The following is a 14,613-nucleotide window of genomic DNA, read 5'->3' on the forward strand; positions in this document are numbered from 1 at the left end:
ATAGGGTAAAACATTAGGGGGAAACGACAATGGCATTAGAAATCTTCGAATACTTAGAAAAATATGATTATGAACAAGTAGTATTTTGTCAAGATAAAGAATCAGGTTTAAAAGCAATCATTGCAATTCATGATACAACACTTGGACCTGCTCTTGGTGGAACAAGAATGTGGACATATGATTCTGAAGAAGCGGCGATTGAAGATGCATTGCGTCTTGCAAAAGGGATGACATACAAAAACGCAGCAGCTGGTTTAAACTTAGGTGGTGCGAAAACAGTAATTATCGGTGATCCACGTAAAGATAAGAGCGAAGCAATGTTCCGTGCATTAGGACGTTACATTCAAGGACTAAACGGACGTTACATTACAGCTGAAGATGTTGGTACAACAGTAGATGATATGGATATTATCCACGAAGAAACTGACTTTGTAACAGGTATTTCACCATCATTCGGTTCTTCTGGTAACCCATCTCCAGTAACTGCATACGGTGTTTATCGTGGTATGAAAGCTGCTGCGAAAGAGGCTTTCGGTACTGATAATTTAGAAGGAAAAGTAATTGCTGTTCAAGGTGTTGGTAACGTAGCATATCACCTATGCAAACATTTACACGCTGAAGGCGCAAAACTAATCGTTACAGATATTAATAAAGAAGCTGTACAACGTGCAGTAGAAGAATTCGGTGCAACAGCAGTTGAGCCAAATGAAATTTACGGTGTTGAATGTGATATTTACGCACCATGTGCATTAGGCGCAACAGTTAATGACGAAACTATTCCACAACTTAAAGCAAAAGTAATTGCAGGTTCTGCAAATAACCAATTAAAAGAAGATCGTCACGGCGACATCATTCATGAAATGGGTATTGTATACGCACCAGACTATGTAATTAATGCAGGTGGCGTAATTAACGTAGCAGACGAGTTATATGGATACAATAGAGAACGTGCATTAAAACGCGTAGAATCAATTTATGACACAATTGCAAAAGTAATCGAAATTTCAAAACGCGATGGCATTGCAACTTATGTAGCAGCTGATCGTCTAGCTGAAGAGCGCATTGCAAGCTTGAAAAACTCTCGTAGCACATACTTACGCAACGGTCACGACATTATTAGCCGTCGCTAATCATTCATATATTACTTTTACAAAAGGTGTGGTTACCTCTTATGAGGTTTCCACCTCCTTTTGAATTTATTAGTGGAGGTAGCAACAGTGTCTGTAAATCGAATTCTTGTTATTAATCCGGGTAGTACATCCACAAAAATTGGTGTTTTTGATAATGAAAGACCCGTTTTAGAAGAAACTATTCGTCATGACGAAGAACAGATTGGAAAATATAAGCGAATTATCGACCAATATGAGTTTCGTAAAGAAACGATCTTAGAAGTTCTACATTCTCACGGTATTAACATTTCAAAATTAAACGCAGTTTGTGGCCGTGGGGGATTACTTCGTCCAATCGAAGGCGGAACATACACAGTAAACGATGCGATGTTAGAAGATTTAAAAAATGGTTTTAGCGGTCATCACGCTTCAAACCTTGGGGGCATTTTAGCATATGAAATAGCTTCTGGATTAAATATTCCGGCATTCATTGTAGACCCTGTCGTTGTAGATGAAATGGAGCCTATTGCTCGTATAAGTGGTATTGCTGGTATGGAACGCAAAAGTATTTTCCATGCATTAAATCAAAAAGCAGTTGCTCGTAAAGTAGCTGAACAGTTAAATCACAAATATGAGGATTTAAATTTATTAGTTACACATATGGGCGGCGGTATTACAGTTGGTGCTCATAAAAAAGGAAGAGTAATCGATGTAAATAACGGTTTAAACGGAGAAGGCCCATTTAGTCCAGAGCGCGCTGGTACAGTACCAGTAGGGCAACTAGTAGAAATGTGTTTCTCTGGTGAGTATTACCGAGATGAAATGATTAAAAAACTTGTCGGACAAGGTGGACTTGTAAGTCTTATCGGTACAAATGATGCGATTAAAGTAGAACAAATGGTTGAAAAAGGTGATCCTGAAGCAACTCTTATTTATAAAGCTATGGCATATCAAGTTGCAAAAGAGATTGGCGGAGCTAGCGCTGTACTTCACGGGAAAATCGATGCAATCGTATTAACTGGTGGACTTGCTTACAGTAAAATCCTTGTTGATGAAATAAAAGAACGAGTAGACTGGATTGCAGATGTTATCGTACATCCAGGAGAAGATGAATTACAAGCATTAGCAGAAGGGGCACTTCGTGTACTACGTGAAGAAGAAGCTTCAAAAGAATATATTGTACGTGAAAAAGAAACGGTAGCTAGGGGTTGAGATAATGGCAAAAGAATATGATTTAGTCATCGTTGGCGGCGGTACTGGTGGATATGTTGCTGCAATTCGTGCATCACAACTAGGGTTAAAAACTGCACTTGTTGAAAAAGAAAATCTTGGTGGTACTTGTTTACACAAAGGATGTATTCCTAGTAAAGCCCTTTTACGTAGTGCGGAAGTATACGCAACTGCTAAAAAAAGCGAAGAGTTCGGAGTTATTGCAAGTAATGTAGAACTAAACTTTGCGAAAGTACAAGAGCGTAAAGAGAAGATTGTAACGCAACTTCATAAAGGTGTTCAGCACTTAATGAAACAAGGTAAAATTGATGTGTTTGAAGGTATTGGCCGTATTCTTGGCCCATCTATTTTCTCTCCGATGCCAGGGACAATTTCAGTTGAACTTGCAAGTGGAGAAGAGAATGAAATGTTAATTCCAAAAAATGTACTTATTGCAACAGGTTCTCGTCCGAATTCATTACCAGGTTTAGAATTAGACGGAGAGTATGTAATGTCTTCCGATCATGCCCTAAAAATGGAAACGCTTCCTAGCTCGATTATTATCGTTGGTGGCGGTGTAATTGGTATTGAGTGGGCATCTATGCTTGCTGACTTCGGTGTAGAAGTTACAGTATTAGAGTATGCGAAAACGATACTACCACTAGAAGACCAAGACGTTTCAAAAGAAATGCAACGTCTATTCAAGAAAAAAGGTATTAAAGTGGTAACTGGTGCAAAAGTATTACCAGAAACATTGGTAAAAGATAATGGAGTAACAATTCAAGCTGAACATAACGGTGAGAATAAAGAATTTAAAGCAGAAAAAATGCTTGTATCTGTAGGACGACAAGCCAATACGCAAAATATTGGTTTAGAGAATACGGATATCGTTGTGGAAAAAGGATACATTCAAACAAATGAGTTTTATCAAACGAAAGAATCTCATATTTACGCAATCGGTGATGTAATCGGTGGCTTACAGCTTGCTCACGTTGCTTCTCATGAAGGAATTGTTGCAGTAGAACATATTGCTGGTAAAGAAGTTACACCAATTGATTATTCTATGGTATCAAAATGCGTATATAGCAGTCCGGAAGTTGCTTCTGTCGGTTTAACAGAACAAGAAGCGAAAGAAAAAGGCTATAAGCTAAAAGTAGGTAAGTTCTCATTCCGTGCAATCGGAAAAGCGCTTGTATACGGCGAATCAGATGGTTTCGTAAAACTTGTAGTTGATGAAGAAACAAATGATATTCTCGGTGTTCATATGATTGGACCGCATGTAACAGATATGATTTCTGAAGCGGGTCTTGCAAGAGTACTTGATGCAACACCTTGGGAAGTAGCACATACAATTCATCCGCATCCATCATTATCTGAGGCGATTGGTGAAGCAGCATTAGCTGTAGATGGAAAAGCGTTACACGCATAAAAATGTGGATTTAGGAGGTTATGAAAAATGGCAGAAGTAAAAGAAAAGCGCCATGAAGAGCTTGGCTTAAGTGATGAGCAAGTATTAGAAATGTTCCGTACGATGTTACTTGCACGTAAAATCGACGAACGTATGTGGTTATTAAACCGTGCTGGTAAAATTCCATTCGTAATTTCTTGTCAAGGACAAGAGGCAGCACAAGTTGGAGCAGCATTTGCTCTTGATAGAGAGAAAGATTATGCATTACCATACTACCGTGATATGGGTGTTGTACTAGCGTTTGGTATGACAGCGAAAGAACTGATGCTATCTGGTTTCGCGAAAGCTGGAGATCCAAACTCTGGTGGTCGTCAAATGCCTGGTCACTTCGGTCAAAAGAAAAATCGTATTGTGACAGGTTCATCTCCAGTAACAACGCAAGTACCACATGCAGTTGGTATTGCATTAGCTGGAAAAATGGAAAAGAAAGATTTAGTAACGTTTGTTACATTCGGTGAAGGTTCTTCCAACCAAGGTGATTTCCATGAAGGTGCAAACTTTGCTGGCGTACACAAGTTACCTGTTATTTTTATGTGTGAAAATAATAAATACGCGATCTCTATTCCAGTTGAAAAACAATTAGCATGTAAAAATGTATCCGACCGTGCAATTGGATACGGTATGCCTGGATATACAGTAGACGGAAACGATCCGCTTGCAGTATATAAAGCTGTAAAAGAAGCAGCAGACCGTGGCCGCCGTGGTGAAGGTCCAACTTTAATTGAAACAGTATCATATCGTTTAACAGCACATTCAAGTGACGACGATGATCGTGTTTATCGTGATAAAGAAGAAGTAGAAGAAGCGAAGAAAAATGATTCAATTGTAACATTTGCTGCTTATTTAAAAGAGGTTGGCGTGTTAACTGAGGAATCTGAAAAACAAATGTTAGACGAAATTATGCATATCGTAAACGAAGCAACAGAATATGCAGAAAATGCTCCGTATGCAGCACCTGAAGATGCATTGAAGCACGTATACGCAGAATAGGGGGGAACGTTTCATGGCTGTAATGTCTTATATTGATGCTATTACATTAGCAATGCGCGAGGAAATGGAACGCGATGAGAAAGTATTCGTTTTAGGTGAAGATGTTGGTAAAAAAGGTGGCGTATTTAAAGCGACACACGGATTATATGATCAATTTGGTGAAGATCGTGCGCTAGATACACCACTTGCAGAATCTGCAATCGCTGGGGTCGCAATTGGTGCAGCAATGTATGGAATGCGTCCAATCGCTGAAATGCAGTTTGCGGATTTCATCATGCCAGCAGTAAACCAAATTGTTTCTGAGGCAGCAAAAATTCGTTACCGTTCTAATAATGATTGGACTTGTCCAATTACAGTTCGTGCGCCATTTGGCGGCGGTGTTCACGGTGCATTGTATCATTCGCAATCTGTAGAAGCGATGTTTGCAAACCAACCTGGTTTAAAAATCGTTATCCCTTCTACACCATATGATGCAAAAGGCTTACTAAAAGCTGCAATTCGTGATGAAGATCCAGTATTATTTTTTGAGCATAAACGTGCATATCGCTTAATTAAAGGTGAAGTGCCAGAAGATGATTACGTATTACCAATCGGAAAAGCAGATGTAAAACGTGAAGGTGATGATATTACTGTTATCACATACGGATTATGTGTTCATTTTGCTCTTCAAGCAGCTGAAAAGTTAGCACAAGATGGCATCTCTGCACACATTCTTGATTTACGTACTGTATATCCATTAGATAAAGAAGCAATCATTGAAGCAGCTTCTAAAACAGGTAAAGTTCTTCTTGTAACAGAAGACAATAAAGAAGGAAGTATTATGAGTGAAGTGGCAGCAATTATTGCTGAAAACTGTCTGTTTGATTTAGATGCACCAATCGCACGTCTTGCAGGTCCAGACGTTCCAGCAATGCCATATGCACCAACAATGGAAAAATTCTTTATGGTAAATCCAGATAAAGTTGAAAAAGCAATGCGCGAGCTTGCGGAATTTTAATCGGGGGGACTATACATGGCTGTAGAAAATATTACAATGCCTCAGCTCGGGGAGAGCGTTACAGAGGGTACAATTAGTAAATGGCTTGTTAATGTTGGCGATCACGTAAACAAATATGATCCGCTTGCAGAAGTAATGACTGATAAAGTAAACGCTGAAGTACCATCTTCTTTCACTGGTATTGTGAAAGAGTTAATTGCTGCTGAAGGTGATACGTTAGCTGTAGGTGAAGTAGTTTGTGTAATTCAAGTAGAAGGCGCAGATGAAGTAGCAGCAACAGCTGTTGAGGAAAAAACAAAAGAAGAATCAAAGGCAGAAGTAGCTACGCCTGAAAAAGCACCGAAAGCAAAACAACCAACTGATGGAAAACCTCGTTTTTCACCAGCTGTGTTAAAACTTGCAGGTGAGCATAACGTTGATTTAGATCTAGTAGAAGGTACGGGAGCAAACGGCCGTATCACTCGTAAAGATATTTTAAAGCTAGTGGAATCTGGAAATATTCCGCAAGCAGGTGCGGCGAAGAAAGAGGAAACGGTAGCAGCTGTAGTAGAAGCGCGTCCAGAAGCACCAAAAGCAGCGCCAGTAGCGCAAAAAGTAGAATCTGCGAAACCAGTTTCTGTACCAACAATGCCTGGCGATATCGAAATTCCAGTAACAGGTGTGCGTAAAGCAATCGCAGCGAACATGTTACGTAGTAAACACGAAGCGCCACACGCTTGGATGATGATTGAAGTAGATGTGACAAACCTTGTGTCATACCGTAATTCAATTAAAGGTGATTTCAAAAAGCGTGAAGGCTTTAACTTAACGTTCTTTGCTTTCTTCGTAAAAGCAGTAGCACAAGCGTTAAAAGAATACCCTCAAATTAATTCAATGTGGGCTGGCGATAAAATTGTTCAGAAGAAAGATATTAACCTTTCTATCGCTGTTGCAACAGAGGACGAACTATTTGTACCAGTAATTAAACACGCGGACGAGAAGACAATTAAAGGTATCGCTCGTGAAATTACAGAGCTTGCAGGAAAAGTACGTACGAAATCGTTAAAAGCGGACGAAATGCAAGGCGGAACGTTTACAATTAATAACACAGGATCATTCGGTTCTGTTCAATCTATGGGTATTATTAATTACCCACAAGCGGCTATTTTACAAGTTGAATCAATTGTAAAACGCCCAGTAATCATGGAAAATGGTATGTTCGGTGCTCGCGACATGGTTAACTTATGTTTATCACTTGATCACCGTGTACTAGATGGCTTAATTTGTGGTAAGTTCTTAGGGCGTGTAAAAGAAATTTTAGAAAATACGTCAGAACATAATACATCTGTATACTAATAAAAAGCTCGCTTATGGCGAGCTTTTTATTATCTTATTTCTTCATTTGCATCCTACTATATGTATAATACCTTTCCCAGTAATCTTACAATGAACGATTATGTATTAGGAATTTATGAAAATACATTGCTGATATATGGTATATGGATATAAAATAAGAAAAGAATAATTTTTTTGGCAAATCTTACTGATGAAACTGTAGTATAATATATTGTATTGTATGAAAAAGAGAGTTATTCTATATAAGTGTTTTATAGATAATGTGTAATCAGTCGTCAAAACATGAAGAATGTTGACTCCTGGTTTTTTATTTTGCTGTAACAATGTTTCAGGAGGATGTCATGAAAAGAAGTACCGAGTTTTTAAAAAGTTTAGATGTAAAATTAATTTTAATTTTGTGTGCATTATGTGTTACGAGTATAGCTGCTATATATAGCAGTCAGCAAACAGGACAATATGGAGATGCAAACTTTGCGATGAAACAAGGTTTGAACTACATAATTGGAGCTGTCTTGTTATTACTTGTTGCAAGCATCGACTTAGATCAATTGCAAAAATTGTCTTGGCCACTTTATATCGTTGGGTTTGCCTCACTTATTCTTTTGAAAATACTACCGGTTTCCACTTTCACACCTGAAAAATTAGGTGCAAAAAGATGGTTTGTATTTCCGCTAGTTGGACAAATTCAGCCGTCTGAGTTTTTCAAAATTTCATTGCTTCTCGTAGTAGCAAGTATAGCAGTGAAACATAATGCGCAGTATATGGCAAGGACATTCCAAACGGATTTAAAACTAGTAGGTAAAATTATGCTAGTATCCCTTCCGCCTATGGCTGTTGTATATAGCCAACCGGATACAGGTATGGTGTTCTTATACGCTGCTGCCATTGCATGTATTTTATTTATGTCAGGTATTCAGAAGAAATTGATAGCGTTATGTACAGTTATTCCAGTCACCATATTATCTACGTTAATATTTATTTACGTAAGGTATGAAGATTTCTTCTTTAATAAGTTAGTTACGTTACTAAAACCTCACCAACAATCACGTATTTTAGGTTGGTTAGATCCATTCGAACATACAGATCAAGGTTATCAAACACAGCAATCGATTTTAGCTGTAGGTAGTGGAGGCATGGAAGGTAAAGGGTTCCGGGAAGGAAGCGTCTATATTCCAGAGAAACACACTGACTTTATTTTCGCTACAATTGCTGAAGAAGGTGGATTTATCGTAGCAGCGTTAGTTGTATTCTTGTTCCTATTACTACTATATAGAACAATTATTATCGGTTATTCTGCTGATAATTTATTCGGTACATTATTATGTGCTGGATCAATTGGGATATTAACGGTTCAAATATTCCAAAACATCGGTATGATCGTTGGATTAATGCCTGTAAAAGGGATTGCATTACCTTTCTTATCGTATGGGGGAAGTTCCTTGTTCTCGAATATGATTATGATGGGTCTCATATTATCGGTACGAAAAACGTATAAAAAGTATATGTTTTCCGTTAAGTAAAAAAAGCTGGTTCGTTTTTAAACGAACCAGCTTTTTTACATATATACTCATAAACGTTGCAAACTAAAACAGACTAGCAGTTTAGGATGTAAGGAGTGCAAAGTGATGCATATGCATATTTTTGAGGGAGCACGGCATCTTTCTAATAGTGAATGGGTTATTCGGGCTATTATAGCATACATATTTTTAATATTAGTTGCGAAAGCAATGGGGCAAAGGTCCATCGCACAACTTCGCTTTTTAGATGTTGTATTGGTGTTATTGCTTGGCGGGAATATTTCTAACGCATTGTCTGATGAAAAAGTAGGATTAATGGGCTCGATGATTACAACGTTTATACTCGTTGTACTTCATATTATAAGTTCAGTTTTAATGTTGAAATGGGATAGATGGAGACGCTTTTTAGAGCCAGCACCTATCATTCTTATACACAACGGCTCCATTGATTTTAGCAATTTGAAAAAAGCGAGAATTACCGTGGAATATTTATTTTCAGAACTTCGTATGCGAAATGTGAGCGATATTCAAACAATCAAATTAGCATTATGGGAAGCGAACGGTGTCGTTTCTATATTTCGGTATCCAGAATATGAGGCAGTTTCCCGACTTGATCTAAAAGTGGCGGGAAAAAAATCTCCAGTTTCTTTTGTATTAGTAAAGGATGGGAGCATTCAGCAAGATGTTCTTGCTTTATTAGGGAAAACAGAAGAATGGGCGAGAGAATTTCTAGAGAAAAACGCAGAAGTTGAATCCATTTTGTTAGCTACAGTAGATGAAACACATAAAATAAATATTTTGTTAAAAAAATGAAAAATATACGCATTTTGTCGTTTCATACATATGATACAATAGTGTGGACAACGAAAAAGGAGGGATACGATGGGATATGTAGAAGAATTACGGAAAATAGTTGGTCATCGCCCTTTAATTTTAGTTGGTGCTGTTGTACTCGTTATAAATGAAAATAGATATGTATTATTACAACAAAGAACAGAGCCTTACGGAAAATGGGGGCTGCCTGGCGGATTAATGGAGCTTAGTGAATCACCAGAAGAAACTGCTTTTCGTGAAGTATACGAAGAAACAGGAATAAAGGTGAAGAACCTACGATTAATCAATGTGTTTTCTGGAGCGAACTATTTTACAAAATTAGCCAACGGTGATGAATTTCAATCTGTAACGACTGCTTATTATACGGACGAATACGATGGAGATTTTGTTATGAACAAAGAAGAAGCGGTTCAGCTTAAATTCTTCCCTCTAACAGAACTACCTGACTATATTGTTGGGTCGCATAAAAAAATGATTAGTGAATATATGAAGATTATGGAAAAAAAGATATAATAATAGTGAAAGAAATACAAAAACACAGTTCTGGTTGGTAGTCCAGACGCATGATTTCATGTCAGTAACCTTCCCCTCCGGGATGTCCCGTATTTCTAATTTTTTTAGGGGGGGCTGTCAATGGATTTGACAGTATATCACGATGGCCAATTTTTTGTTGGAATCATTACATGTAAAGAAAAAGGGAAGTTGTATGGAGCGAGGTATATTTTTGGAACGGAACCTTCAGACGAAGAAGTGCTTATATTTGTGAACGGTTCAATGTTAGCGTATTTTCAGCACTTTGCAAAATGTGGCGTGGAAGTGAAAGAAAAACAGCGTCCCAAAAATATAAAGCGGATCATACGACAAGCTGCAAAAGAAGTAAATGTAAACCGCTTTACTAAGGCGCAAGAGGCAATTAGCTTATCTTATGAACTGCATAAACAAGAAAAGAAAGTGCAATCTAAGGAGAAGCGAGAGGCTGAAAAACAAAGAAGACGTTTAATCAAAGTACAAAAAGTAAAGCAAAAACATCGTGGTCATTAAGAAAAGGTGTTAGAGCAAGAGCTCTAACACCTTTTCTATGCTGAAATACAAGTAAACTTACTTGTATTTCATAAACATTAACTGGTAAGATACAAATAGGTAGTTTTAGAGGAGGGAAAAGATTGATTAATTTTAACTTTTTTATGAATGATGTTGTCCGCCAAGCGCGTGAAGAGATTGTCTCTGCTGGATATACAGAATTGACGACGCCAGAAGCAGTAGACGAAGCGTTTAAAAGAAATGGAACAACACTTGTAATGGTAAACTCTGTATGTGGTTGTGCAGGCGGTATTGCTCGTCCTGCTGCTGCGCATTCTGTACATTATGATAAACGTCCTAACCACCTTGTAACGGTGTTTGCAGGTCAAGATAAAGAAGCGACAGCAAGAGCTCGTGAATATTTCGAAGGGTATCCACCATCTTCTCCATCATTTGCTTTATTAAAAGATGGAAAAATTGTAACGATGGTAGAGCGTCATGAAATTGAAGGTCATGAACCGATGCAAGTTATTGCAAAACTACAATCGTATTTCGAAGAGAATTGCGAAGAACTATAATCAGTGGAGGTGGTTCATCCCAACTGATTATAAGTCCTTATAAAAATAAATGAAAAGGCGGTACGTCCACACTCAAGTGGATGTACCGCCTTTTTTTATTTCGTATTAAAATTTGTGGGATATGCATAGTTTTGTTATTTTTATGCATCTTTTTATACATGTATAACTGTATTTTAACTTGTTTTATATTTATTTTTATTTTATATATTGCATAAAAATAAAAGTGCTGATACAATACAAACATCGAATAAATATTCTATTAAACTTTTAAATATACATTATTAGGGGGAAGAAAGATGAAGAAGTTATTATCGATATCGTTTGCACTTATTTTAATTGTAAGTATGTTCAGTGCTTGTAGTAATGGGGAAGAAAAGGCTACTGGAAAAAATAAAAAAGTACTGGTTATGGGGACTTCAGCAGATTATAAACCATATGAATACGTAGAAGCTTCAAAGAGTGATGAAATTATCGGCTTTGATGTTGATGTTGCTAAATATATCGGAAAAGAACTTGGTTATGAAGTGAAAGTGAAAGATATGGATTTTGGTGGTTTATTAGCATCTCTTAGCTCAGGAAAAGTTGATTTCGTAATGGCAGGTATGACGCCAACTGCAGAGCGTAAAAATAATGTTGATTTCACAGATATTTACTTTGTTGCGAAAAACATGATTGTTTCTAAAAAGGACTCTAACATTCAATCTGTAGAGGATTTAAAAGGGAAAAAAGTAGGGGTACAAACAGGGTCTATTCAAGAAGAGAAAGCAGCAGAATTTAAAAAACAAGTAGATTTCAAAGTTGAGGGACGTGACCGTATACCAGAAATCGTACAAGAAATTAAAGCTGGTCGTTTTGACGCTGCAATTATAGAAGACACAGTTGCTAAAAATTATGTAGAGAAAATGAAAGATTTACAAGGAATTGAAATTAAAGAAGCGCCAGAAGAAGTTGGAGCAGCAATTGCCCTTCCGAAAAACAGTGACAAAACAGCTGAATTTAATAAAGTAATTAAAAAAATGCAAGAAAATGGAGAAATGGATAAATTAGTGAAGAAATGGTTTGGCAGCGAAAAATAAGCTGCTTTTCACTTTTCTGTGAGGGGAATGAAAAGAATGAACTTAGATTTTTCGGCGATTACGCCTTCGATACCATATATATTAAAAGGTCTAGAAGTTACTTTGAAAATTGTAGCAGTATCAGCTTTAGCAGGGTTTCTTTTAGGGACGTTATTAGCACTTTGCAAAATTGCTAGAATACGAGCATTAAATATAGCGGCAGATCTTTATACATCAATTTTCCGTGGTACACCACTTGTATTGCAATTAATGATTATTTATTTCGGTGTCCCGCAAATAATTGGTTATGAAATACCGGCATTCTTAGCAGCTGTACTTGCATTTAGCTTAAATTCAGGTGCATATATGTCAGAAGTAATCCGTGCCGGCATTCAAGCGGTTGATAAAGGACAAACAGAAGCGGCGATGGCTTTAGGAATTCCATACGGAAAAATGATGCGAAATATCATTTTTCCTCAAGCTTTAAAAAATATATTACCGGCACTTGTAAACGAGTTTGCGACACTTACGAAAGAATCGGCTGTAGTAACAGTAATAGGCGCAACGGATTTAATGCGCCGTGCTTACATCGTAGGCGGGGAGACATTTAAATATCTTGAACCATTACTTTTTGTTGGACTCATTTATTATATGCTAGTCATTATTCTTACATTAGTCGGGAAGGCAATTGAAGGGAGAATGAAGAAAAGTGATTAAAATTGAAAACCTTCATAAATCATTTGGAAAAAACGAAGTATTAAAAGGAATTACAACAACGATTGGAAAAGGGGAAGTAGTAGCAATTATTGGACCGTCTGGATCAGGGAAATCAACATTTTTACGTTGTATGAATGTGTTAGAAGCACCGACAAATGGTCACATATGGATTGGAACGGAAGAAGTAACGAATCCGAAAACGAATATTATGCACGTCCGTGAAAATGTCGGAATGGTATTTCAGCATTTCCACCTATTTCCTCATATGACTGTATTAGAAAATATTACGTATGCTCCTATCAATGTAAAAGGAGTAACGAAACAAGAAGCTGAAAAGAAAGCCGAAAAACTTTTAGAAAAGGTTGGCTTATTAGATAAAAAAGATACGTATCCGAATCGTCTTTCTGGCGGACAAAAGCAACGTGTAGCAATTGCAAGAGCGTTAGCAATGGAACCAGAAGTAATGTTATTTGATGAACCGACATCAGCACTAGATCCAGAGATGGTAAAAGAAGTGTTAGAAGTTATGAAATCATTAGTTACGACAGGAATGACAATGGCAATTGTTACACATGAAATGGGATTTGCAAAAGAAGTAGCAGATCGTGTTCTCTTTTTAGATGGTGGAAAACTTGTAGAAGATAGTGCGCCAGCAGAATTTTTTGCAGCACCGAAAAGTGAGCGTGCGCAACAATTTTTACAAAAAATATTGTAATATGTAAAGGATACGTGAATAATAAGTAGAAAAGGATGACATTGTGTCATCCTTTTTTTATACTAACTGTAAATACGTTTATACATATAGGAGCAATGCTATGTTCAAAATTGGATACCGTACAGTAAAAACAGCAATAGGGACAGGCGCAGCCGTTTTTATTGCTCAGTTATTAGGATTAGAATTTTATAGTTCAGCGGGTATTTTAGTTATATTATGTGTACAAAATACGAAACGTAAATCACTTCAAGTATCGTTACATCGTTTTTTAGCTTGTGTATTATCAATGGTGTTCGCATTTTGTATTTTTGAAACAATTGGATATACACCACTAGCAATTAGCCTATTATTACTTACATTTATTCCGACTGCAGTTATGCTTAAAATTCAAGAAGGTATTGTCACGAGTTCAGTTATTGTGATGCATCTATATTCATTGAAACAAATTACATGGCTTATTGTTGGAAATGAAATTGCGATATTAACGATAGGGATTAGCGTGGCTCTCTTAGTGAATATGTATATGCCAAGTAGTGAAAATAAGCTAAAAGAGTATCAAGGTAAAATAGAAAGTAATTTTAAAACGATTTTGTTTGAAATGGTTGTGTATTTACGAAATCGAGAAAGTAGTTGGAGCGGGGCAGAACTTATTGAAACTGAACAGATGCTAAATGAAGCTAGAGATTTATCGTTTAAGAAACTTGAGAATGCATTTATGCGAGAAGATGACTATTACTATCGTTATTTTAATATGCGCATGCAACAATTCGAAATTTTAGAGCGAATGATTCCGTTAGCAGCTTCTTTATCGTGGACATATGAACAAGCTGACATGATTGCGGATGTGGTTGAAAACATTAGTAATGCTATTAGCCCTCAGAGTACCGGGGTTATTTCTTTAAGACAGCTTCAAGAAATGAGAGAATTATTTAGAGAGATGCCATTGCCGGCTACACGTGAAGAATTTGAGATACGTGCGAAACTTGTTCAACTTGTATACGAAATGGAACAATATTTACTCATTAAAAGTCGTTTTAAGGGAAAGGATAATATAAAAGAACTTATATAG

15 protein-coding genes are annotated in these 14,613 nt (G+C 37.0%); all 15 read left to right on the forward strand.

What is annotated here, in order from left to right; translation table 11 throughout:
• The first annotated feature begins 29 nt into the window (after positions 1-29).
• The 15 genes from QCI73_RS06815 (at position 30) to QCI73_RS06885 (ending at position 14,613) form a co-directional block, all read left to right on the forward strand.
• Positions 30-1,130 carry a leucine dehydrogenase gene (locus QCI73_RS06815; protein WP_001162675.1) on the forward strand — a complete coding sequence of 367 codons (1,101 nt, stop codon included), beginning with the start codon at positions 30-32 and terminating at the stop codon, positions 1,128-1,130.
• Positions 1,131-1,217: 87 nt separating this feature from the next.
• The gene (buk, locus tag QCI73_RS06820; RefSeq protein WP_353822686.1) at positions 1,218-2,321 is read left to right on the forward strand and encodes a butyrate kinase; all 1,104 of its coding nucleotides are present in this window, start codon (positions 1,218-1,220) and stop codon (positions 2,319-2,321) included.
• 4 nt (positions 2,322-2,325) lie between these two features.
• Positions 2,326-3,747 carry a dihydrolipoyl dehydrogenase gene (lpdA, locus tag QCI73_RS06825; protein WP_001051291.1) on the forward strand — a complete coding sequence of 474 codons (1,422 nt, stop codon included), beginning with the start codon at positions 2,326-2,328 and terminating at the stop codon, positions 3,745-3,747.
• A gap of 27 nt (positions 3,748-3,774) precedes the next feature.
• Positions 3,775-4,776 carry a 3-methyl-2-oxobutanoate dehydrogenase subunit alpha gene (bfmBAA, locus tag QCI73_RS06830; protein ID WP_000852555.1) on the forward strand — a complete coding sequence of 334 codons (1,002 nt, stop codon included), beginning with the start codon at positions 3,775-3,777 and terminating at the stop codon, positions 4,774-4,776.
• A 13-nt stretch (positions 4,777-4,789) separates the two neighbouring features.
• The gene (gene bfmBAB, locus QCI73_RS06835) at positions 4,790-5,773 is read left to right on the forward strand and encodes a 3-methyl-2-oxobutanoate dehydrogenase subunit beta (protein WP_000290076.1); all 984 of its coding nucleotides are present in this window, start codon (positions 4,790-4,792) and stop codon (positions 5,771-5,773) included.
• Between the two features lie 15 nt (positions 5,774-5,788).
• Positions 5,789-7,108, forward strand: a complete 1,320-nt coding sequence (locus QCI73_RS06840; RefSeq protein WP_353822687.1) for a dihydrolipoamide acetyltransferase family protein — start codon at positions 5,789-5,791, stop codon at positions 7,106-7,108.
• Between the two features lie 341 nt (positions 7,109-7,449).
• A complete protein-coding gene (locus tag QCI73_RS06845) occupies positions 7,450-8,628 on the forward strand; it encodes an FtsW/RodA/SpoVE family cell cycle protein (protein WP_000831185.1) in 1,179 nt (392 codons plus the stop codon).
• Between the two features lie 105 nt (positions 8,629-8,733).
• Entirely contained in the window at positions 8,734-9,438 is a 705-nt protein-coding gene (locus tag QCI73_RS06850) for a DUF421 domain-containing protein (protein WP_000550968.1), read from the forward strand.
• A gap of 69 nt (positions 9,439-9,507) precedes the next feature.
• Positions 9,508-9,972 carry an NUDIX hydrolase gene (locus QCI73_RS06855; protein ID WP_014481752.1) on the forward strand — a complete coding sequence of 155 codons (465 nt, stop codon included), beginning with the start codon at positions 9,508-9,510 and terminating at the stop codon, positions 9,970-9,972.
• 120 nt (positions 9,973-10,092) lie between these two features.
• Positions 10,093-10,500 carry a YjdF family protein gene (locus tag QCI73_RS06860; protein ID WP_353822688.1) on the forward strand — a complete coding sequence of 136 codons (408 nt, stop codon included), beginning with the start codon at positions 10,093-10,095 and terminating at the stop codon, positions 10,498-10,500.
• Between the two features lie 143 nt (positions 10,501-10,643).
• The gene (locus tag QCI73_RS06865) at positions 10,644-11,057 is read left to right on the forward strand and encodes a BrxA/BrxB family bacilliredoxin (protein WP_001998211.1); all 414 of its coding nucleotides are present in this window, start codon (positions 10,644-10,646) and stop codon (positions 11,055-11,057) included.
• Positions 11,058-11,353: 296 nt separating this feature from the next.
• Positions 11,354-12,133 carry a transporter substrate-binding domain-containing protein gene (locus QCI73_RS06870; RefSeq protein WP_098924625.1) on the forward strand — a complete coding sequence of 260 codons (780 nt, stop codon included), beginning with the start codon at positions 11,354-11,356 and terminating at the stop codon, positions 12,131-12,133.
• Between the two features lie 36 nt (positions 12,134-12,169).
• Complete coding sequence (locus tag QCI73_RS06875; protein WP_001046921.1) at positions 12,170-12,829, forward strand: amino acid ABC transporter permease; 660 nt, start codon at positions 12,170-12,172, stop codon at positions 12,827-12,829.
• The gene (locus QCI73_RS06880; RefSeq protein ID WP_000590225.1) at positions 12,822-13,544 is read left to right on the forward strand and encodes an amino acid ABC transporter ATP-binding protein; all 723 of its coding nucleotides are present in this window, start codon (positions 12,822-12,824) and stop codon (positions 13,542-13,544) included. Before QCI73_RS06875 ends, QCI73_RS06880 begins: the two co-directional genes overlap by 8 nt.
• Before the next feature lie 100 nt (positions 13,545-13,644).
• Positions 13,645-14,613, forward strand: coding sequence for an aromatic acid exporter family protein (locus tag QCI73_RS06885; protein WP_000472677.1), 969 nt, complete (start codon positions 13,645-13,647; stop codon positions 14,611-14,613).

It is taken from the genome of Bacillus cereus group sp. MG16, assembly GCF_040459875.1.
In the GTDB taxonomy this organism is placed as follows: domain Bacteria; phylum Bacillota; class Bacilli; order Bacillales; family Bacillaceae_G; genus Bacillus_A; species Bacillus_A paranthracis.